The 20,258-nt window shown below is 46.9% G+C and carries 19 protein-coding genes and 2 pseudogenes; 13 read left to right on the top strand and 8 right to left on the bottom strand.

Annotated features, from left to right (window positions below):
* Positions 1-542 precede the first annotated feature (542 nt).
* The 4 genes and pseudogenes from IJ00_RS26730 (at position 543) to IJ00_RS26715 (ending at position 5,717) form a co-directional block, all read left to right on the top strand.
* Complete coding sequence (locus IJ00_RS26730; protein WP_168163547.1) at positions 543-2,999, top strand: RHS repeat protein; 2,457 nt, start codon at positions 543-545, stop codon at positions 2,997-2,999.
* Positions 3,000-3,010: 11 nt separating this feature from the next.
* Positions 3,011-3,579: pseudogene (locus IJ00_RS28020) on the top strand (IS1 family transposase); the annotation flags it as partial.
* Between the two features lie 126 nt (positions 3,580-3,705).
* Positions 3,706-5,349, top strand: coding sequence for an RHS repeat domain-containing protein (locus tag IJ00_RS26720; protein ID WP_256388872.1), 1,644 nt, complete (start codon positions 3,706-3,708; stop codon positions 5,347-5,349).
* A complete protein-coding gene (locus IJ00_RS26715; RefSeq protein WP_052754578.1) occupies positions 5,340-5,717 on the top strand; it encodes an ankyrin repeat domain-containing protein in 378 nt (125 codons plus the stop codon). The genes IJ00_RS26720 and IJ00_RS26715 overlap by 10 nt, the downstream gene beginning before the upstream one ends.
* Before the next feature lie 107 nt (positions 5,718-5,824).
* Here the strand turns inward: IJ00_RS26715 and IJ00_RS26710 are convergent, their stop codons facing one another.
* A complete protein-coding gene (locus IJ00_RS26710; protein ID WP_035159930.1) occupies positions 5,825-6,892 on the bottom strand; it encodes a YhcG family protein in 1,068 nt (355 codons plus the stop codon).
* 123 nt (positions 6,893-7,015) lie between these two features.
* Entirely contained in the window at positions 7,016-7,585 is a 570-nt protein-coding gene (locus IJ00_RS26705; RefSeq protein WP_035159928.1) for a recombinase family protein, read from the bottom strand.
* Between the two features lie 135 nt (positions 7,586-7,720).
* Here IJ00_RS26705 and IJ00_RS26700 point away from each other — a divergent pair, with 135 nt between their 5' ends.
* The gene (locus tag IJ00_RS26700; protein ID WP_035159927.1) at positions 7,721-8,104 is read left to right on the top strand and encodes a hypothetical protein; all 384 of its coding nucleotides are present in this window, start codon (positions 7,721-7,723) and stop codon (positions 8,102-8,104) included.
* 40 nt (positions 8,105-8,144) lie between these two features.
* Here IJ00_RS26700 and IJ00_RS26695 read toward each other — a convergent pair whose 3' ends face one another.
* Both IJ00_RS26695 and IJ00_RS26690 read right to left on the bottom strand, forming a co-directional pair.
* Positions 8,145-8,819 (bottom strand): hypothetical protein, encoded by a 675-nt coding sequence (locus tag IJ00_RS26695; RefSeq protein WP_035159925.1) that lies wholly within the window; start codon positions 8,817-8,819, stop codon positions 8,145-8,147.
* 134 nt (positions 8,820-8,953) lie between these two features.
* Positions 8,954-9,625: a hypothetical protein gene (locus IJ00_RS26690; protein ID WP_035159922.1), complete on the bottom strand. Its 672-nt coding sequence runs from the start codon at positions 9,623-9,625 to the stop codon at positions 8,954-8,956.
* A gap of 266 nt (positions 9,626-9,891) precedes the next feature.
* On the opposite strand from IJ00_RS26690, the gene IJ00_RS26685 reads away from it, so the two are divergent.
* A complete protein-coding gene (locus IJ00_RS26685) occupies positions 9,892-10,857 on the top strand; it encodes a DUF4351 domain-containing protein (protein WP_238178558.1) in 966 nt (321 codons plus the stop codon).
* Positions 10,858-11,184: 327 nt separating this feature from the next.
* Here IJ00_RS26685 and IJ00_RS26680 read toward each other — a convergent pair whose 3' ends face one another.
* Positions 11,185-11,784, bottom strand: a complete 600-nt coding sequence (locus IJ00_RS26680) for a recombinase family protein (protein ID WP_046815080.1) — start codon at positions 11,782-11,784, stop codon at positions 11,185-11,187.
* A gap of 447 nt (positions 11,785-12,231) precedes the next feature.
* On the opposite strand from IJ00_RS26680, the gene IJ00_RS26675 reads away from it, so the two are divergent.
* From IJ00_RS26675 to IJ00_RS26655, 4 genes are all read left to right on the top strand, one after another.
* Positions 12,232-12,507, top strand: coding sequence for a hypothetical protein (locus IJ00_RS26675; protein ID WP_035159920.1), 276 nt, complete (start codon positions 12,232-12,234; stop codon positions 12,505-12,507).
* Entirely contained in the window at positions 12,504-12,917 is a 414-nt protein-coding gene (locus IJ00_RS27350) for a type II toxin-antitoxin system VapC family toxin (RefSeq protein ID WP_052754577.1), read from the top strand. The genes IJ00_RS26675 and IJ00_RS27350 overlap by 4 nt, the downstream gene beginning before the upstream one ends.
* A gap of 2,065 nt (positions 12,918-14,982) precedes the next feature.
* Positions 14,983-16,395 carry a glycoside hydrolase gene (locus tag IJ00_RS26660; protein WP_052754576.1) on the top strand — a complete coding sequence of 471 codons (1,413 nt, stop codon included), beginning with the start codon at positions 14,983-14,985 and terminating at the stop codon, positions 16,393-16,395.
* Positions 16,396-17,119: 724 nt separating this feature from the next.
* Positions 17,120-17,767: a tyrosine-type recombinase/integrase gene (locus tag IJ00_RS26655; protein ID WP_035159915.1), complete on the top strand. Its 648-nt coding sequence runs from the start codon at positions 17,120-17,122 to the stop codon at positions 17,765-17,767.
* A gap of 51 nt (positions 17,768-17,818) precedes the next feature.
* Here IJ00_RS26655 and IJ00_RS29335 read toward each other — a convergent pair whose 3' ends face one another.
* The 3 genes and pseudogenes from IJ00_RS29335 to IJ00_RS29805 form a co-directional block, all read right to left on the bottom strand.
* A complete protein-coding gene (locus IJ00_RS29335; RefSeq protein WP_168163545.1) occupies positions 17,819-17,962 on the bottom strand; it encodes a hypothetical protein in 144 nt (47 codons plus the stop codon).
* 201 nt (positions 17,963-18,163) lie between these two features.
* Positions 18,164-18,445: a hypothetical protein gene (locus IJ00_RS26650; RefSeq protein WP_035159912.1), complete on the bottom strand. Its 282-nt coding sequence runs from the start codon at positions 18,443-18,445 to the stop codon at positions 18,164-18,166.
* A gap of 145 nt (positions 18,446-18,590) precedes the next feature.
* Positions 18,591-18,905 (bottom strand): annotated as a pseudogene (locus IJ00_RS29805) (HNH endonuclease); the annotation flags it as partial.
* Positions 18,906-19,312: 407 nt separating this feature from the next.
* Here IJ00_RS29805 and IJ00_RS26645 point away from each other — a divergent pair.
* The 3 genes from IJ00_RS26645 to IJ00_RS29330 all read left to right on the top strand — a co-directional run bounded on the left by IJ00_RS26645 (position 19,313) and on the right by IJ00_RS29330 (position 20,245).
* On the top strand, positions 19,313-19,639 hold the full coding sequence (locus IJ00_RS26645; protein WP_046815078.1) for a type II toxin-antitoxin system RelE/ParE family toxin: 327 nt from the start codon (positions 19,313-19,315) through the stop codon (positions 19,637-19,639).
* Positions 19,636-19,980, top strand: coding sequence for an XRE family transcriptional regulator (locus tag IJ00_RS26640; RefSeq protein WP_035159910.1), 345 nt, complete (start codon positions 19,636-19,638; stop codon positions 19,978-19,980). Before IJ00_RS26645 ends, IJ00_RS26640 begins: the two co-directional genes overlap by 4 nt.
* 88 nt (positions 19,981-20,068) lie before the next feature.
* Positions 20,069-20,245 (top strand): hypothetical protein, encoded by a 177-nt coding sequence (locus IJ00_RS29330; RefSeq protein ID WP_168163542.1) that lies wholly within the window; start codon positions 20,069-20,071, stop codon positions 20,243-20,245.
* Positions 20,246-20,258: the final 13 nt, after the last annotated feature.

Raw genomic sequence — 20,258 nt, 5'->3', positions numbered from 1 at the left:
ATCGCCTTTTCCTTTACCCTTGACAATTCCTGCTTTTCCTTAACTTGTTACTAATCTGTGGTGGAATATAAGTAGGGAGTTTGAGATCAATACAGCCTTTATAAAGAATTATGTAGGAAACAGCACTAAGTAAAAACCCTATGTGTTGAGGTGATATCCTCAAATGTTGATACACGCGGGTTTAATGCAGGTACAAAAGATGCAAAGCCGCAACCAAATAAGTGAATTTTATCCCCTGCAACAATTATTTGTTGAAAGAAAGCATGGAAGGCTCCCTCACATAGAAAGGGGCAACACCGATGCGTAAAGGGCTGTGTTCCTGGTGGATGTTAGGGGTGATGTTGCTCATCCCATCAGTGCGAGCGCAATCGACACCGAAACCAACGACTAAGGTAGCGTTATGGCCTGGTGCTGGGGGAGTATACACGAGCGCCTATCTCGCATGCCAAGACAACGTAAAGACTTGGCGCGGGACGTTGACGAGTATGGACTATTACCCGAATGGAATCGGGCCGACAGGGCCACACGGGGTGAAGTGCAACATGATAAACGGTGTGCTGGGAACGAAGTATGATGTGGTGCGCCCGGAGTGTAACGACATTGATTACAGCTATAGTGGTGGGATTGAAGGGGTATGCGTGTTGTCGTACCTGTTCAGAGGCACCGGGAAAGACCTAGGCCAGCAGTGCCGCACTGGAGATAAAGGGAACCAGGCGGGGGATGCAGCAGGAAATCCACTGACGATTGCAACGGGTAATAAGTACGAGAAGGTTGTGGATTTTGAAACCGCCAGCCCACGCCGTTTAGCCTTTGAGCGGCATTATAACAGTCGTGGTGGGCGTTTTGATTCATGGATGCTGGGGCAAGGGTGGCGCAGCAACTGGGAACGGATTGTGATTTCCAATACACCTGACCTCATTGCCCACCGCGCCGACGGGCAAGTCATTCCGTTTGCCCCGATGAGTCCTGGCAGTAATACGTTCCGAGAATTTAACAATACCAGCAGCGCCTATACCTTGATACGCACAGACACTAGCTATGTGCTTACGGACAGCAACGACACCGTAGAAACTTATGAGCGTCCGACCGGGCGATTAGTGTCGGTGAAGGAGCGTAATGGGTATACGCAGATGCTGACCTATGGCACGGATACCAAGCTCCAGAAGGTAACAGACAGCTATGGCCGATCGCTACAGTTTACCTATGCTGGTGGATATCTAGCGACGATGACCGACAGCGACGGCAAGGTCTACCAGTATACCTTTGAGATAATACCGTTGGACGCATCGTATATAAAGTATCAATCGACACTAAATAAGCGTCTGCGGAGCGTAACCTATCCCGATGGAACATCGGTAAGCTATGCCTATGAGAAGGCGAGATTTCCGTTGCATGTGACAGGAATAACCGACGAGCGCGGGGTACGATTTGCGACATTTACCTATGATGAGCGCGGTCGGGCGCTTTCGAGCGAGCATAACGGCGGTGTGGGCAAGGTGACGCTGGCCTATGATGATGTCACAGGCAAGCGCACTGTGACCAACAGCCTGGGCAAGAAAACGACTTACGCCCCAACGACCAGTTATACTGGCGGCTATGTGCGGATGAAGACGGTGACTGGGGAGCCATCATCCAACTGCGAGGGGGCAAACCAGAGATATGGCTATGACGAGAGTGGTTTCTCGGTGAACGGCAAACCTATGCCTGTAAGGGTGACGGGCTGGAACGGCAACGTGACGACGTATGTTTATAACGCACGGGGGTTGCAGACTAAACGCACTGAGGCGGTGGGCAAGTTGGAAGCACGCACCGTTACCACCGAATGGCACGCTACCTATCGCTTACCAGTGAAAATCACCGAACCCCGACGGGAGATAACGTTTACCTATGATGCGAACGGCTGGCTGATTAATCGCACCGAAAAAGATACATCGCTTGGTTTGACCAATGGTCAAGTACGCACCTGGAGCTATACCTACACGGCGAAGGGGGAACTGGCGAGTGTGGATGGGCCGCGTTCGGATGTCCCCGACACCACTACCTTTGCCTACGATGCAATGGGCAATCGCCAGACGATAACCAATGCGTTAGGGCATATCACGACGGTCAATACTTTTAACGGGCGTGGTCTGCCAACCCAAATCACTGACGCAAATGGCGTGGTGACGGTCATGACCTATAACGAACGGGGCTGGCTGACGAGCGTCAAGGTGGACAATGCCGCCACCACCACGTTTAGCTATTTGCCTAGCGGCGAAATCAGTCGGGTGACGCTGCCGAATGGTTCGTACTTACAGTATGGCTACGACAATGCACGCCGGCTAACCAGTGTCTCCAATAACAGTGGGGAACAGATAGCTTATACCCTGAACGCCCTAGGAAATATTACGAAGCGGGAGGTTAGGAACTCGTCGGGCGGGATTGTGAAGATGCAAACAGCGACGTTTGATGAGTTGGGGCGGTTGCTGCAAAATATCGGCGCGGTCGGTCAGACAACCAAGTATACCTGGGACAAAAACAATAATGTTAAAACCGTTACCGATGCCCTGGGGGATGTCACCACCAACGCCTACGATGCCTTAGACCGTTTGATAACCGTCACCGACGCACTGGGAGGGGTGGTGACACGAGGGTACGATAGCCAAGGCAACCTAATATCGGTGAAAGATGCCAAAAACATCACCACCAGCTTTGTGTATAACGGCTTTGGCGAAGTAATATCGGAGTCGTCGCCCGACACTGGAACCACGACTTTCGTGCGCGATTCTGCGGGAAACATCACCCAGCGTACTGACGCACGGGGGGTAGTTACTAACACCACCTACGATGCCTTAAATCGCGTGAAAACCGTGGTGTATCCGGCAAACGTGGCCGAAAACGTGACGTATACCTATGACAGTATGGCGAGCGGCAACAAAGGTGTTGGCCGCCTAACCGCCGTTGCCGACGAATCCGGCACACAAAATTTTCTGGCGTTGCATAATGGCAGTATGAATTGAGGTGTAACTTGATGGAATGTCCACGTTGTGGGTCGTCTCACACCCGTAAAAATGGCAAGAAAAGAGGTAAACAAAATCACATTTGTTGTGATTGTAATCGCCAATTCATTGATCGCTATGAACCGCCCCAGGGATACAGTGATGAAGTGAAGCGGGAATGCCTAAAAATGTACGTTAATGGTATGGGATTTCGCGCCATCGAACGGGTCAAAGGCGTTCATCACACAACATTGATTACTTGGGTAAAACTTGTGGGAGAACTGCTACCTGAGACCTATGATCCAGAGACAATTCCAGAAGTTGGCGAACTTGATGAGCTAGAAACTTTCGTCGGCTCAAAAAAAACAAAATCTGGCTTTGGACAGCAGTAAATCACTTCAAACAAGGTATTTTAGCGTGGGTTTTGGGCGACCATAGCGCCGAGACTTTTCGACCGTTATGGGATATTGTGGGTACTTGGCAATGCTATTTTTATGTCACGGATGGATGGTTGGTCTATCCAGGCTTTATTCCTGAAGGCGACCAGATTGTTAGCAAGACTTACATGACACGAGTTGAGGGGGAAAACACCCGACTGCGCCACTATCTCGCTCGATTGCATCGTAAAACGCTATGTTATTCCAAATCAGTACAAATGCTGAGGTATTCAATTCGATTGTTACTTTATTATCTCCGATTTTGGGATGTTCCGATTCCTCAATGATTCATACCGCGATTATGCAACGCCAATTTTCTTTATGATGCCCGTGGTAACGTGCTAGTGAATACCCGCGTGATGAAACTGGCAGGGACAAACACGGCGTTTACCACAACGTATGGCTACGACACGGCGGACAACCTTGTGTCGGTGACCAGTCCCGGTGGGCAAACAGTTTCCTATACCCGCAACACTCTGGAACAAATCACCGGGGTGACAACGAAAGCAGCCAATGCCACAGCGGCAGTGAACGTGGCGACAAATGTATCCTGGCTTCCCTACGATGGTCTCAAAGGTCTGACCTTTGGCAACGGGGTGGTACACAGCAATACTTATGACACTGATTATCGATTGACGCGAATTAGTGCCGTAAAATCCTCCATCGTCGTGCAAAATCTGACGCTAACATGGAACGGTGTTGATAACATCACCGCCATCAACGACAACGCGGTAGCGGCACGTAACCAATCATTTGTCTACGATAAAGAGGATAGACTGACCCAAGCCACGCAGTCTGGGGTTGGCGGGTACGGTGTTCTATATTACACCTATGATTTAAATGGCAACAGGCTTACCAGCCAACAAACTGGTAGCACCATCAGCAACAATAAGACCTATTCCTACGACACCGGCAACCGCTTGACGGGCATGAATGACAACGGTGTCTCGCGCACCTTGGGATATATTGCGAGCGGAAGTATCACCAGTGATTCTAAAGGCAGTGGTACCGCCGATGATGTGGTGTACACCTACAACAATGCGGGGCGTATCGTTGCGGTATCTAAGGGCGGCACGGTACTCAGCCGTTACGTCTACAACGCCAAAGGCGAACGGGTACAAAAGCTGACCGCTTCTAATGCGTTAGGGGAGCGATTTCATTATGATATGGATGGGAAACTACTCGCCATCACCAATGCTGCTGGTGGTGTGGTGGCATCGTATATCTACCTCGGTGATACTCTAATTGCCGAAGTGGGCGGCAACGGAGTCTTATCCTATGTTCATAGTGACCACTTGGGCACGCCGCAGAAAATCACGAACGCAGCAGGGGTGGTGGTAGGCGATTACCGCTGGCAGCCGTTCGGGGAATCTTTGGCAGCGAATAACAATTACCGGATAAAATTCCCCGGCCAATCCTTCGATGCCGAAAGTGGACTGCATTATAACTACCAGCGCACCTATGACCCTGGCTTGGGGCGATACTTAGAAGACGACCCGATTGGGTTGCAAGGTGGGCTAAATCGGTACGGTTATGTGGCAGGCAACCCAGTAAAGTATATAGATACTGAGGGTTTGCAGGTTGCACTACCGTTGCCTTTACCCCGCATATTACCACTTCCACGATTTGCACCAACGGAATTACCATGGATTAGCCCCATGGCACCAGCTCTACCAAATGAAAATACGGAATCACAAGCGCGTCAATCTGAATATGAACGAGCAAAAAGATATTGTGATAGTCCACCTCAAGGAAGTGACTGCTCTGCTCTCTCAAGAAAAATTGACCACGCTAATACCTGCATAAGCATGTACGAAGAATGGGATTCAAAGTGGAACCCAGGAAGACACAGAACAAAAATTGATGAATGGAAAAGAAGACGAGATAACCTTAAAAAAGAACACAATGAGAAATGTACACAGACATGCATTTAACAGGAAAATATCATTCCTTGCTTGAAAAATATAAAGAGAGTCTACTATTTGAAGATGGGATGTTTAATGATGTAAATTTTAAGGGGTCTTCTGAAGATACTATTTTGCACCTTGCTTGCCTCAGAGGAGAAATACAAGATGTGATAATTATTTTAGAATGTGGAGCACATATAAACGCGAAAGGAGATATTGGGGCAACTCCTCTTCACAATGCGGTTTTAAGCGATAATCCTTTATTAGTTAAAATATTGATAGATTATGGCGCAGATTTAAAAGAAAAAGATGAATTTGGAGAAACCCCAGAAAATTGGGCAAAAAATTTAAACAAAACAAATGCATTAAAGGCAATAGAAGAAGGTGTGAAATGAGCAATTATGCAGAGAGTCTCTCTAAAGCTTAACCCTGATTAAGTGTCGGTGGAAGGATAATATTGCCGTTTTTCCAAAAGCAGCCGTGCTGGGTTGTTGAATCTGCGTTAGGTCTCTAGTTTCTTCTGCTTCTGCCTTTCAAGTTCAGCGGCTGCTGTATCCAGTTCCATCTCCAGTTGCTCTACTGTAGGCAGGATGCCTTTAAGCTGTTCGGGAAAGTCTTGTCCTATCTTGTGCGTGGAAACGCCGATAGGTTGTGTCATCCCTTGCAATGCAAGTTCGGCAACCGTCTTGTTTTTAGATTTGCAAAGAATGATGCCGATGGTAGGCTGATCATCAGGATGCCGCAAAATAGCATTTACCGCAGACACATAAAAGTTCATCTTTCCCGAAAATTCCGGCTGAAATTCCACCATTTTAAGGTCAATGATGACAAAGCAGCGTAGCCTGAGGTGATAAAACAGCAGATCAAGCCTGTATTCCTGTCCGCCGACCTCAAGAGGATACTGGCTTCCCACAAATGAGAATCCCGCTCCCAGTTCCAGAAGAAAGTCACGAATACGCTCCACGAGCGCTCGCTCCAAATCCCTTTCCTGCGCTTCTTTGCCTAACGTCAGGAAGTCAAAATTATAGGGATCTTTGATAAGCTGCTGCGCCAGATCGGATTGGGGTTTAGGTAAGGTCTGGCTAAAATTTGTGATTGCACTACCCTGGCGTTCATACAGACGGCTCTCAATCTGCATTTCCAGGATGGCACGGCTCCAGCCATTTTCAATAGTTTGTTGGATGTACCACACCCTCTGCTCTGGCACTTTTACGCGATCCAGCAAAACGCAATTATGCCGCCAGGGGATTTGTCCACCAAGCTGGTGGACGAATGACTCATCCGGGTAGGCTTCCGCGAAAGCCCGCATATAAAGCAGGTTTGTCCGGGAGAAACCCTTTATATCCGGGAATTCCCGTTTTAAGTCCTTGGCTATACGCTCAATTACCTTCGTTCCCCACCCTTCATCCTGCTGGCGTTGTAAAATCTCCTTGCCAATCTGCCAGTAAAGCAGCACTAACTCCTTATTAACAGCAAGTGCAGCCCGCACCTGCGCGGTACGAATGCGCTGTTTAAGGGTGCTTAGAAAAGCGTCATAGCTGGTCAGTTCGGGAAAAAGGGAATCGGTCACGGTCAAATAATGTATCGAGCGGTTACTGTATTGTACAGTAACGGTACTAACCAACTATGGCAACACAGGATAAGGATTTGCGAGCAGCAGCTAGGCCGGAAGGGCTTTTTAGGGAAGGCTTATTTACGGCTGCTTGGCGTGTCCCAGCGTATCATAAAGCGTAGAACGCTTCACGCCAAAGTTTCGACAGATAGCGGCTTTGCTGGTGCCGTTTTGCAGTGCCTGAAGGATAGCCTCCCTTTTCTCAGCATCAATGGCTCTGGGTCTACCACCACGTTTCCCTCGTTTTTGAGCAGCTTCTAACCCCGCCATGATACGTTCGCGTGCCAGTGCCCGTTCGTATTGCGCCAATGCACCAAAGATACTGAATAACAATTCCCCGTGGGGCGTGGTGGTATCCATTTCTTCTGTCAGAGAACGAAACGCAATCCCTCGTTTTTGTAAGTCCGTGATGATACCGAGAAGGTGCGGGAGGGAACGTCCCAGACGATCCAGTTTCCAAACCACCAGGCAGTCGCCAGACTGCATAAACTCCAAGGCTTTTCCTAAGCCAGGGCGACTGTCCCGTGCGCCGCTCATCTTGTCCTCGAACAGATGACGCACATCGACCCCGGCTTGCAGCAGAGCATCGCGTTGCAAGTCGGTGGTTTGGCGATCGCTATCGCTCGACACCCGCATGTAACCTACCAGCATGTCCGAAAAACCCACCTTCTCATGTTTTCGTATATGTCTGCAATCCGACACTGTTTTTCGGATACTTTTTGGCGGGTTTTGGGGGGATTTGCAAGGGGCGGGGAGATATGTACGAAAAACATATGTTTTGGGTTGATGCTCGATATTGCAGGGTATCCAGCCTGCGAGGAGGAGCGCTTTTCCCTGGCTCTCTGCCCGCAACACCAGTACACAAGGTGTCCCTATTTCCGTGAAATGGATGCTACCTGGATGACCGAACCTGACACCAACATTGCGGCGAATTACGATGAGCCGTGGAAAATGGCGCTAGAGACGTATTTTGAGGAGGCGGTGGCTTTCTTCTTGACCGAAGCGCATGGGACGAGTTTCTCGACAAAGAGTTGCAGCACATCGTCCGCGATGCCGAAGTTGGCAAGCGCGTTGTCGAAAAACTCGTCAATCAGCGGTATTTATGCAAGATCGAGGGGTGCGGTCGTCGGTTTACAAATACGCCTAAGCGCTGGAAACCGGATGCGATAAAAGCAATGGCGGTCTTGGATTATGGGGTCGGCAAACAAAGTTACGGGATCATAGGGCGGAAATTCAGGGGCAGAGGCGTATCGATGTATCGCTGGATACGGGATGCCGTCTCACGATATTCGCGGTACTTCAGATACTTTGTGCAAAAAAATCCATCACGCTCGGCATCAATCCCAACTCGGCGACAAATATCATTTTTAGCTTCTTTTCGCTGTTCCGTTGTCATTGTTTTTTCCAAGGCTTTGCGCGCTGCATACGCCTCAAAATTGTTATAATCTTCATGAAAATAGACATAAGCCATAACGGAATCTTTCGGTAGTCCGTATTTTCCATCACGAAAGTATATAGCCAAGTCATAAGAACATGTCGAAGAATAATTTCCTTTGCAGGCAAAAAGATACTGGATACCGGTTGGGTAGTCTTTAGGAACACCCGTGCCCTCAAGGTAAAATTTATACATTTCGGGGCTTATATAGCCTTTGCCTGGATATTGGCGCATGGCATATACCTCTTGACAAGCTTCTTTTTTAAAATCTCGCACTGGACTTGGCAGCAAAGGCGGATCATCGGAAAGTATTTTATCTTCTACAAAATACGCAGAAGAACAATCTTTTTCTGTAAAAAGATTGTCCGTTGTATGTGCAGGGGGAACGGATTGGCATCCTGCACACAAAAACAAGAACGGGAAAAAATGAAATTGCGTAAGCGTACTCATAATCTCACCAAAAAATATTCTAATGCAGGGCTGTTTAGTGTTCGACTTGTTTTGAGGCTAAAAACTACTCCGCACTAAACAGCCCTGTATTCTAGTGAGATATAGGCTAAATCATCAAAAAAATCAAAAACAATTTATTTTATTTCAATGATTCGATTTTTTGGAAAATTTTGCGGCACAATGTCCACAAAATTTAAATTTGTATTTTGTGGCGTACCCCTGACGCGAAGCGTTGTTCCACCACTAGAAACGGGGGTTCCAGTATCTCCTCTGATGTCACCCTGATTTGGAAGAATATCATAGCCTTGTCTGCTAGATACGACAATCCAATCATTGGAAGAAAAATTTGTAATGTTTGTCGCCTTTCCATCATTGATAACAACAATAATATCAGTACTATTTGTTGCTTTTATGTTATTAGCACCTGTAGCTATAACATTACTAATTAGGTCACGTCGCAAACAAACCCCTGCAACATATCCAACATATCGATAATTGTACGGAATTTCGCAGTGTTGATCAAGAACACGCGGCTTATTCGCAGGAGAGTTAGCATAAAAACAATGCGCGCGATATGGATATTTTTTTCCTTGCATTGTTATCATTTCGACACGCCGAAAAGGATTGCGGGGCGTTGCATATGTAGCACAAGCAGCTTCAGCACTAGAAAATGTGCCCGTACCGATATTACCACTCCAATGCGCTCGCATAATATCACTATTTTGAGCAAAAACAGGCATGGTAGCAGCCAATAAACTTAATGTAACACCGCAAAAAGTACTAAAATTTGTTGCACTAATATTCATAGATTTACAAAAACCTCGATAAAAGAGATTTTATAAAAGAACAGATGCCGCTCACCACCGGACAGTTTTTAAGGACGATAATTCGCGCTTCTGTGCGGTTGGACGGATTTTTTACCCGAACTCTTGAAGTGCGATGGAACGCACCCCCCGCGATATGTTTTAGGTTGATGCTCCTCCTTGCATGGTTCCCATCCTGCAAGGAGGAGCGCTTTTTCCTGGCTCTGTGCCCGCAACACCAGTACACAAGGTGTCCCTATTTCCGTGAAATGGATGCCACCTGGATGACCGAACCTGACACCAACGTTGCGGCGAATTACGATGAACCATGGAAAATGGCGCTAGAGACTTATTTTGAGGAGGCAGTGGCTTTCTTCTTGCCAGAAGCGCACCGGGCCATCGACTGGGAACGAGGTTATGAGTTCTTGGATAAGGAGTTCCAGCACATCGTCCGCGATGCCGAAGTTGGCAAGCGTGTTGTCGATAAGCTCGTCAAGGTCTGGCTAGCGGATGGCGCGGAAGCCTGGTTACTGCTGCATCTGGAAGTGCAAAGCCAGACCGATAGCACCTTTGCCAAAAGGATGTTTACCTACCACTACCGCATCTTCGATCGCTATGAGCGGGAAGTAGTCAGTGTGGCGGTGCTGGGGGATGAACAGTCAGCGTGGCGACCCCAGGAATATCATTATGGGCGCTGGGGCTGCGAGATGCGGCTGCGCTTCCCCATCCTTAAACTGCTGGATTATGCCTGGGAAGCGCTGGAAGCTAGTGATAACCCATTTGCGCTGGTGGTGATGGCGCACCGCAAAACCCAGGAAACAACGCAAGATGCCGCCGAACGTAAGAATTGGAAATCCCGTCTGTGCAAAAGCCTTTACGAACGTGGATATAATCGGCAAAATGTCGTAGAGTTGTTTCGAGTGTTGGATTGGATGATGCAGTTGCCAGAACCCCTGGCTCTGGCGTTTCAGGACGACATCCTGCAATTTGAGGAGGAGAAGAAAATGCCTTATATGACCAGCTTCGAGCGTATTGGACGGCAAGAGGGGATTCAAGAGGGGCAGCAGGGTATCATCCACAGCTTGCTCAAAGGTCGCTTTGGCGCTGTTGATGAAGAATTGTCTTCTATCGTTCCATCGCTAGCGCAGATATGGGGTGATGAAACGGTCAATCTGTTGCTCACCTCGTCTCGTGAGGAGTTACTCGCCCGCTTCGGGCAGAACATCCTACATTAGGATAATTCAAGATGCGGGGGATTATTGCACTCGAAAATTCTGTTGAACTGCCTGATTGGGTGTGAAAACAGTATGAAGGTGAAAGCGAAGCGTGGTTCTACTTTTTCAAGCGTGGCTGGGTAAGGGGAGTCTTGGAGGTAGGGCAGCAGGGTCTTATCATGCACTGCGTGTTTAAGAGTCGGTTTGGCAATGTTGATGAAGAACTGTCTTCTATTATTCCATCGCTAGCGCAGATTTGGGGCGAGGAAACGGTCAATCTCTTGCTCACCTCGTCGCGTGCGGAGTTGCTCGCACGCTTTAAACAGAACACCCTGCATTAGGGTGATTTTAGGGTGTAGGTGTTTTTTTATCCTGCGTCGGGGGTGTTCCTGCCTTTTGTGCCTCGCGCACATAGCTGTAGAGGGTAGGCTTGGAGATGCCCATCATGTCGCAGATTTTGGTGATGGGGGTTTTCTTCTCGTTGTAAAGGGTAACGGCAAGCTGCCGTTTGTCCGTATCTAACGCTTTGCGTCGTCCGCCTAATCGCCCACGGGCACGGGCGGCGGCTAATCCGGCGCGGGTGCGCTCTTGGATAAGATTCCGCTCAAATTCCGCCAGTGCGCCGAAAATATGAAAGATAAGCCGACCCGTAGAGGTGCTGGTGTCGATGTTTTCATGGAGACTGTGGAGCGCAATCCTGCGCTGTTCCAGATAAGCAGCCCAACTGATGAGGTCTTGCAGCGAACGTCCCAGCCGATCTAACCGCCAGACGACCAAGGTATCGCCGTCGCGTAGTAGCTCTTTGATTTTGTCGAGACCGGGGCGTTCCGCCACGGTGCCGCTTACTTTGTCTACGATGACCTTTTCGCATCCTGCACTTTTGAGCGCATCCTGTTGCAGGTCAGTATTTTGTTCCAGGGTGGACACGCGAGCATAGCCAATTTTCATCATCCCCTCCTCTAGAAGAGTATCAAAACTCGTTCCTGCCAATCGTTTTTTAACGATGATTGTTTTACCAAGTATCTTGCCCGTGCGCTAGCCGAAAAACCGTCTTTTGGTTGGGGGTCGGGAGCTGGTAAAACAAACGACCGTTTTCTTTACTAAGCGGCATGTCTAAAAAACATATGTTTTTCGGAGATAAAATCTTTAAAAAATCCACAATTCGTATTTCTGGTTTTTGGTATTGGGGGCATACTACCTTTTGCAGTTAGCGCAGTAATACCTATTTTGGCGTTGCTGATTCAGGGGATGATTTTGCTGATTTTTGGACGAAATAATAATACTTTCAGCCTCTAGTTCATCCCGCATTTATGCAACGCCCCTATTTTTTCAAAAACAAGACATTATGCATTTTTGGGCTTTCATGGTTATCAAAAAATTGCTATAAGCAGAAGTATGCAAACTGTGGATAATATTAATCTTGGCAATATCAAGGTTCGCAACCTTGAACCTTGGGTCGTACCAGCACTTTCGCACCAAGCTACAGAAGCAGGATATAAAACTCTTGAAGGATTCGTCCGCCAACTCCTCCAGGCTCAAGCCCTTCGCCCCCAAAATGATTTTGCCAAAGAAGTGCAGCAACACCTAGATGCCATGCAGCAAAAATACGGGCTACTGCCGGATGGCTTTACCGACGGACTCGTCCGCGATATTCGGGATGAAAAGGAATGATTGTCCTTGATGCCAGCATTGCGGTGAAATGGTTTTTGGCGGAACCTCTATCTGGGGCGGCAGCTAGTCTGTTCGTGCAGAACCGCAAACTTCTTGCCCCCTCCATCCTCCGCAACGAAGTTACCGCCACCATCGCCAAAGCGGCACGCCTTGATCGCGTTACGGCTGAGGAAGCACACGCTATGATTGCCCGGTGGGTGAGAATGCTTGACAAACACGCCGTCAGCCTGATGGACACGGACGAGCAGTTTGATGATGCGGTACGTCTCTGCATTGAACTTCGCCACCCATTCCACGATTGTTTCTACCTCGCCATTGCCCAGAAATTGAGCCTTCCCCTTGCAACCACCGACAAACGACTGAGCGAGCAAGCCGAAAAAATAGGGTTAGAACTCTTTGCGATCGCTTAAGCCCACAGCAGCCTATAAATTGAACAATAATTTAAGAGACCTGCGGATGATGAAATGTAAGCAGAAAATTTCGGGTGGTTTTCGCTCCTTCTCCAATGTTGTTTCATTTGCGAATATTCGCTCTTTTCTTTCCACTGCATCCAAGCAGGGCTTTAATCTCTTGTCAGTTCTTACTGATGCACTACAAGGTAATATTTCTATTTTCTTTGCATCTTAACTCTGCTAGCTAGGCAGTCACATTTTATCAAAAAATTGGCTTTCAATTTGTGCAGTATCGCAATTTTGATAGTGATTACTGTGCAGTGCTGAAACTAGATAGAACTAATTATAACAAAGCAGGGTAAGCGCATCTAATTTTGTAGCTCTTGATACAGACAAAAAGCTTAAAGCTCTATCTAAATATCAATTTTTCGTTCTAAATAGGACGAATGGTCGTAAATGATTGAAAAAATATGGTTTAAATAGCTTTTTATATTTTTTGACCATATAAAGACGAAAATGTCAATTCCACCCCTTGGTTCAGTGTAGTAATTTTGGACTTATTTGTGCTTTGGGTGAACCCCAAAACTACCGTGTCAATAGGGTTTGAGATGCTCTTACCCTGTTATAACCAAGGTTTATTTGGAATTAATTTATCCAAAATTTAGAGCTTTAAATTAACCGATTATCTGGACAAGCTAATTGACGATTAAGAGGCTGTAAATCAAGAAAGTCGAAAATCCTAATTGACATTTGGTCAAAATGTGGAACTATACCCATAATCGCTTGCAGGTATGCATACGCAACCAATGACCCACCGTTTCCTGCAAAAAATCTGTGAATTTACGGAATTCTACTCAAAGCCACTGAAGTGCATAATAACGCCAAAACAACCGTTGGCTTTCACCGTTAGAGCTAGGGCGTGTCATCAGTTAATGTAAAGAAAGTCAACTTTTGGGGTGCAATTTACATTGCCCCTACTGTAATTGGTCTCAACTGATGACACGCCCTAGCTCATCTTTTTGACTTAAAGAAGATTTGATTTTTTGGTTCTTCAGGCAGTTTTATGGAGATTGAGAATTTGTTGTAGCAAAACTCTTACAGAACAAGGGTTACAAAGTGATTATGATACTTTTTGAAGCTAAATCCTTACACAATAAGTCTTTCAACCCTTTTTAACCATGTTTTCCATAAAAAGAGCCGAAGAACCGATTTTTTATTGGAGGATGTTATAAATGTCAATTCCTGGAAAAGATACTTACGAAGTGCAGTGGCAAGCGCAAGAACTTCGTAGGGACATGGCAGTAGCTGTTACAGACTGGCTTCAAGGGCAAGGCACGATAGCGCACTCTCAAGGCGTAACTGTCGGGTGGAGTGCACAGGTGGGAGTCAGCTGGGACATATTTGAGAGCGTAAAAGCCAGTCTCCAATTAACTTATAATAGGTCTTACACGGAGACAAATACATATACGTCGCAAATTCAAGCCGGACAAACAGCACGATTAATTTATGTTCCGAATATGCATCATATTAATGGGTGGATAACCACGTGGGAATACTACGACGACATATGTGGTTCGACTTCACACGGCCCGTATTATTGTCAGAAGATGAGAATACAACTTAACCATGTGTGGTGTCCGCTTTATTTCCCTATACCTGGTGGTCAATATGAGCTGGAATATCGTTAGTGCCGCTCAACCACCATCATGGAGATATCAGGATGGCTTATAAGCCTCTCTAATCCAGGGCGTGCAATCAATTTAAAAACAATTTGCAGTGAGAGGATATTTGGTAAGTCCTGAATTTCGCATCATGCTCAGATGGCTACTGTGACCTTCAGCTGTTCAGGTATCCTCTGAGTTTGTCTTTATCCAATTTGCAATTGGAGCCATTTTCGGCAGTGCCCGGATCGCACTCTGGGAGCGAAACTTTTTCAGATATGCCATGTTTGACTGATATGCTGAAAAGTCTAGAGAAAATCCAATGTCTATCAGAGCCATTGCAGTGTAACGGTTCTAGCAAATGAATGAAGTCGAGCTGAAATGTATCTATGTCCGACTACTTCTCAAGCGAGGAGAACAATATGGCTGATTATACAGTTAACATTAACCCAAACGAAATTCGCACAGAGTCTTTCGATGGTTGGGGTTGCTCACTTTCCTGGTGGGCAAATCAATTTGGTAATGTAGACAATGCCGATATGTTGGCAGATATTTGTTTCAGTACAAAGACCGTGCCTTGGCAAGGAGAAAATCTTTTGGGGCTGGGAATAAACATCATCCGCTATAACATTGGTGGTGGTGGCGGCGGCGGGCGCATAAACGACAATACTATTGAGCAGGTCTCCCCCCAAATGCCTGGCTTCAAAAACATCAAAGGCTACTGGCTGAACTGGGACAGCGACTATCCTGCCTCAAATAGTTGGAACTGGCAGTTAGATGCCAATCAGCGCCATATGATGCAACGTGCCAAAGATCGCGGTGTAAATCTGTTTGAGTTTTTCTCCGTCTCCCCCATGTGGTGGATGTGCAATAACCACAGCACGGCTGGAGGCTCAGGTGGTAACAACCTACAAGAGTGGAACTATAATCAGTTTGCCAAGTATCTCGCCACTGTTGTCAAATATGCTCGCGACAATTGGGGGATTAATGTCAATTATATTGAAGCATTTAATGAACCTTCTGCTTGGTGGTGGAAGTATCCCTTAGAGCAAGAAGGTTGTAGCTTTGACCATGACTCCCAAAAGAAAGTAATTAGTTATCTACGCGAAGAACTTGATAAAATTGCGCTACAAAATGTTGGCATCACTGCATCTGATGAGAACGACATGGATAGTGCTCTCAGTACTTGGAATGCCTTTGATCAGGACACTCACAACAAAATCGCTAAGATCGACGTTCATGGATACTATGGGCTTGAACCCTATCGAGGAAACGGACGTATCCCGTTGCGTCAGGCAGTTGGGCGCAAAAAAATTTGGATGTCCGAGTATGGTGATGCAGATGCATCGGGCATGTCAATGGCAGACACTATCGTCCGCGATATGACCGATTTGCAACCCGAAGCCTGGATTTACTGGCAGCCATTTGATGGGGGTGCGTGGGGGCTAATCCAGTCCAATGCTGGTGACAACCGGATCGGTTCGACGAATCGCAAATATTTTGTTTTCTCCCAGTTCAGCCGACATATTAAACAGGGTTGCCGGATTATTGGCAGTGACGATCACAATACTGTCGTTGCTTACAACGAAAGAGATTGTAAACTGACTATTGTGACCCTAAACTTCAACGAAGGACAAACGATTAACTATAATCTATCGGCGTTTGGTCATGTAGGCGGGCCCATTGAGCGATGGGAGACCACCACAAGCCCTGGTAATGACATTCCCGACAAAAAATACCAGGTCTTTACCGATACGACCTTACAAGACAAGCATTTCGAGTCTTCCTTCTATCCCAACTCGGTCTACACTTTTGAGATTCAGGACGTGTATTGAGTGCGATCAAGTTTCAGCAAACCCTATGTAAGTCATAGAATAATTTAAAGATTAAATGTGAGAAACTTGTGAGTTATTATTACCTTTTCCTACTTTTTCAGCAGCCCCTATTTATATCCCAGATTCCGCACTTCTTTTTGTAATATGCAAAAATTACAAATTTTGGGCTAATGGTAGTTGAATAGCAATCGCCAAAAGTCTAGACAATAGCAGTGTTAATACTTAATAATATCAAACATTATTTGTAATATTTATTGAAGTCTTAAAGTGTGACATTTTGAAGTGCGGAATGTGGGTTATATAATGGCTGTTCAATCGTGCTAATTACTGTACGTTCGCTCATTTTTGAAGGAAGAAAGGAATTAATGCCTGAGAGGGTGTTTCTAAATAAAATATTAAGTCGGGACAAGCGTTATGCAAATCACTTTTTTTGCACCTCGACAATTATGTCTAGCACCACGCTACTCGTATCAATTAACCTATTCTCCATCTAGGGTTTTTTTGTATGTCCCCTCGAAAAGGGGGAATAGCAAAAACGAAGTTTGGCATTATTACCTTTAAATTCTTGTCAGCAAAGCTTTTCCCCCAACATGTTGTCTCAGAAACTAAGTAGAACGGCTTCAATAATTCACGTTTGGAAGACCCATTTCGACATCCCACAAACATATCGGTATACACCCCATTCCTGCGATAATAGAAGGTTGTTCTCTTCAGGCGACAGGGCGTGAAAATCGACGGACACGGGAAAGCCAAGGTCTTATCTCAAGAAGAAATCCAGCGTTTGTTTACGGTCGGGCTACCCACCTTGCGGGATAAGGTCCTATGTGCGGTGATGCTGTACACGGCGTGTCGGGTACGGGAAGCCGTGACCTTGAAAATCACCGACGTGTACGATCGCAAGGGGCGGGTACGCCCGGAAATGATTATTCGTAAGGGCAACACCAAGGGGAAACTGGCCACCCGCACCATCCCCGTATTGGAAGACCTGCGGCGGTTTCTGGAAGAATACAAACCAGCCAAAACAGCAGAAGGCTGGCTGTTTCCTGGGCGCTGGGGCAAGGGGCATTTGCATGTGGATTTTGCGGGAATAATTTTCCGTCGGGGGTGTTTGGAAGCGGATATCGAAGGAGCCAGCACCCACAGCTTTCGCCGCACGGCACTCACCATCATGAGCAACGCCGGAATTCCCCTGCGGATCATCCAGGAGATATCCGGGCATCGTAATTTGGAACAACTGCAAAATTATCTGGAGGTGGAAACATCCCAGGTACGGGGCGCTATTGCCGCTCTCTCCATGCTCACCCCGATGGCAAGGTCAGGGACACACGACACCCGTACACCCACCCCAGAATCGCTGGAAACGCCCTTTTAGATCGCGTTTTGAGTGTATACCGATCCAGTCTAAAATAGTCCACCCATCCCCCTAACGGGTCACGATTCCCACAAGGCTTGGTATCATCCCCATATATCGATACCCAGATGGATTGCCGTTAGCGCGGATACCCAGATATAAGTCCGTACAATCATCACCCAGTTCGAGCGATCGCCTGTAACACAGCAAAGCCAAATAGCGATATTGTTCCCTAACGCATGGCTTCCTGTTCCATGTTCCGCGTTTTGTTCCGCAATGACTTAAAAGGCTTATCCTAATTAAAGTAAAAAGGCTTGATTTTTTGTTGCGAAAAATCAAGCCTTTTCAGGTCATCTTGCAGGTTTTTACACGTATCCTGGCTCAATGCCAACTTTGCCTACTTAGTTTAAACTCCAGTCACTTTCTCTCCGTCAGTCCAGTTTCAATTGCGGTACCTATTGCGCTACCTAAGATACTACTAGCACCTACAACACCCATACTTGCTGCTCCAAGCGCACCTACTATACTAGATGCCCCCATCAATACTGCCCACCCAGCCAATGTTGGCGCGACTACTGGTGCTAATGCACACCCTCCTAAAAATCCAACCGCCAGTCCTAATCCGGTACCTGACGGGGTTTCTTCCAATTGCTTCCTAGAACCATGAGCGATTGTATGTAATACTTTATGATAAGACATTGCTTTTCCTACCTAATTAGATTTAGAAACCGTTTGACAAGTTCACTGCTCTATTGACTACGCAAGGTGTTAAGTGATTTTCGGAAATTTGGCTGAAATAATTGCCAGACATGTAACCGGTATTGAGTTAGGTCGAGGGGAAGTATTATCTTCCGCCCCTCCCAATTAGAACCGGACGTGCGCCTTTAGGTGCATCCGGCTCCCGACAAACTTATTTGCTTATGTGGATGTAATGATGGCAGGATTGATGAATAACGAGGAGGTTTTTAGGCTTCCAGTTATCATGATTGCCATCTAAATGATGAAGATGTATATCTTCACCGTTTACGAACTTAAGTCCGCAGTGTCCGCAAGTATGGTCTTGTTTCTTGAGAGCTTTGGCTGTCGCCCCATCGTAGTGGAGAGATTTTCTTTTACTCCAGTAGACAAGATTGCCATTAAAAGGAGACGCATCTCCTTTACCCCCTCAGTAATTCCGTCTCCCTTACGGTTGACCTACTTGTTGTTCTCATCGATACACAAGAACTAATGGGGCTTACCGTGTTTCGTGCGTGTTGCTTGCGTTTGGGTGGGTTCCGTCAATACACCGATGAGCGTGGTGTCCTTCACTGTCAACAACCGAGATACTTTGTTGACCCATCTCATTTACCATTTTGGTTAGAGTGTTGTCAGTGCCTCGATAGCATGGTGCTACTTTCACTCTTCATTGAATTACGATGCTTGTAACGGTTTGCTTAAGGCTAACCCATCCTCAAACTTCCCCTTGCCTTTGATGGAGCGGCACTCTCGCACAGTCAGGCTTTCATGGTCTGCACCCCATCAGATTCATTACTTACTACTGATGTGACCGGGGTCTGTGACCCTTTTATGTGGGGACTGGAGGGAAGGAACTTCAGGAGGAGACGGCTCCTCAGTAAAATAGGCTACTGCCTCTACGCACAACTTTCACGTCGCGCATCTCGGCTCAATACCCTTAACGGTTCCAAGCATAAAAATATGAAAGAACTACGGTTTACAGCAGATGACGGTGTGTGGCGAGCAGCCTTTGCCTTCGATCCACAGAGGCAAGCCATTGTGCTAGTCGCAGGTGATAAATCTGGGACGAGTGAAAAACGATTTTACAAGCAGCTTATCAAAAAGGCCGATGCCCGCTTTGACAATCATTTGTCGCAGTTACAGGAGGAAAAACAATGACCAAAGGGAAAATCTTACAAAAGATATGGGATAATTTGCCCGACGAGCGCAAGGAGCGGATACAGGCTCGGACGGAAGAATTAGAAGGTGAATATCTCACCTTGCAGGAGCTACGAAAAGCCGCAGGGCTGACGCAGGCAGAAATTTCAAAAAACTTGGAAATGCCCCAGTCGAACGTATCACGCTTGGAAAGAGAATCGGATATGTTGCTTTCTACCCTGCGAAACTACATTGACGCAATGGGCGGTAGTATCGTTATTACCGTTAAGCTTCCGAATAAGCCACCTGTTCGCTTGAATATGTTAAGTGACCTTGTAGACAATTCAACCACGTCATCCTAACCTGTTGGCAGCCAATTTTTGGGTGGTTTCTCCAGTTCGCTACAGCTAGGCAGTAGAGGGATTTGCGCCTCAAAATATATAAACAACCATGCAGAAGCCACCACCCACAGAAAACCATACTCCACAGAAGCCCCCTGCCCATACCACTACCACAGAATGGATAGCGGCTTTTCAAACATGGGCGACAAACCATCGCCACGATACCCCTCCCCTATCAAACTATGCTGTTAGCCGAGAAAGTATGTACGAGGATGAGCGGTTATAGTAGCTCTCCCACC

Source organism: Calothrix sp. 336/3 (assembly GCF_000734895.2).
Classification (GTDB): domain Bacteria; phylum Cyanobacteriota; class Cyanobacteriia; order Cyanobacteriales; family Nostocaceae; genus 336-3.
This window is presented reverse-complemented; position numbering and strand designations above follow the sequence as displayed.

What these genes read in the sequence shown, in the direction of transcription:
- IJ00_RS26705 (WP_035159928.1), bottom strand. Translation starts at nt 7,585, where the DNA reads ATGCTGGTAGGTTACATGCGGGTGTCGAGCGATAGCGATCGCCAAACC.
- IJ00_RS26640 (WP_035159910.1), top strand. Translation starts at nt 19,636, where the DNA reads ATGACCAAAGGGAAAATCTTACAAAAGATATGGGATAATTTGCCCGAC.
- IJ00_RS26685 (WP_238178558.1), top strand. Translation starts at nt 9,892, where the DNA reads ATGGATGCCACCTGGATGACCGAACCTGACACCAACGTTGCGGCGAAT.
- IJ00_RS26650 (WP_035159912.1), bottom strand. Translation starts at nt 18,445, where the DNA reads ATGTCTTATCATAAAGTATTACATACAATCGCTCATGGTTCTAGGAAG.
- IJ00_RS26700 (WP_035159927.1), top strand. Translation starts at nt 7,721, where the DNA reads ATGCTCGATATTGCAGGGTATCCAGCCTGCGAGGAGGAGCGCTTTTCC.
- IJ00_RS26715 (WP_052754578.1), top strand. Translation starts at nt 5,340, where the DNA reads ATGCATTTAACAGGAAAATATCATTCCTTGCTTGAAAAATATAAAGAG.
- IJ00_RS26680 (WP_046815080.1), bottom strand. Translation starts at nt 11,784, where the DNA reads ATGAAAATTGGCTATGCTCGCGTGTCCACCCTGGAACAAAATACTGAC.
- IJ00_RS26695 (WP_035159925.1), bottom strand. Translation starts at nt 8,819, where the DNA reads ATGAGTACGCTTACGCAATTTCATTTTTTCCCGTTCTTGTTTTTGTGT.
- IJ00_RS26675 (WP_035159920.1), top strand. Translation starts at nt 12,232, where the DNA reads ATGCAAACTGTGGATAATATTAATCTTGGCAATATCAAGGTTCGCAAC.
- IJ00_RS26730 (WP_168163547.1), top strand. Translation starts at nt 543, where the DNA reads ATGATAAACGGTGTGCTGGGAACGAAGTATGATGTGGTGCGCCCGGAG.
- IJ00_RS26660 (WP_052754576.1), top strand. Translation starts at nt 14,983, where the DNA reads ATGGCTGATTATACAGTTAACATTAACCCAAACGAAATTCGCACAGAG.
- IJ00_RS26645 (WP_046815078.1), top strand. Translation starts at nt 19,313, where the DNA reads ATGTGGGGACTGGAGGGAAGGAACTTCAGGAGGAGACGGCTCCTCAGT.
- IJ00_RS27350 (WP_052754577.1), top strand. Translation starts at nt 12,504, where the DNA reads ATGATTGTCCTTGATGCCAGCATTGCGGTGAAATGGTTTTTGGCGGAA.
- IJ00_RS26690 (WP_035159922.1), bottom strand. Translation starts at nt 9,625, where the DNA reads ATGAATATTAGTGCAACAAATTTTAGTACTTTTTGCGGTGTTACATTA.
- IJ00_RS29330 (WP_168163542.1), top strand. Translation starts at nt 20,069, where the DNA reads ATGCAGAAGCCACCACCCACAGAAAACCATACTCCACAGAAGCCCCCT.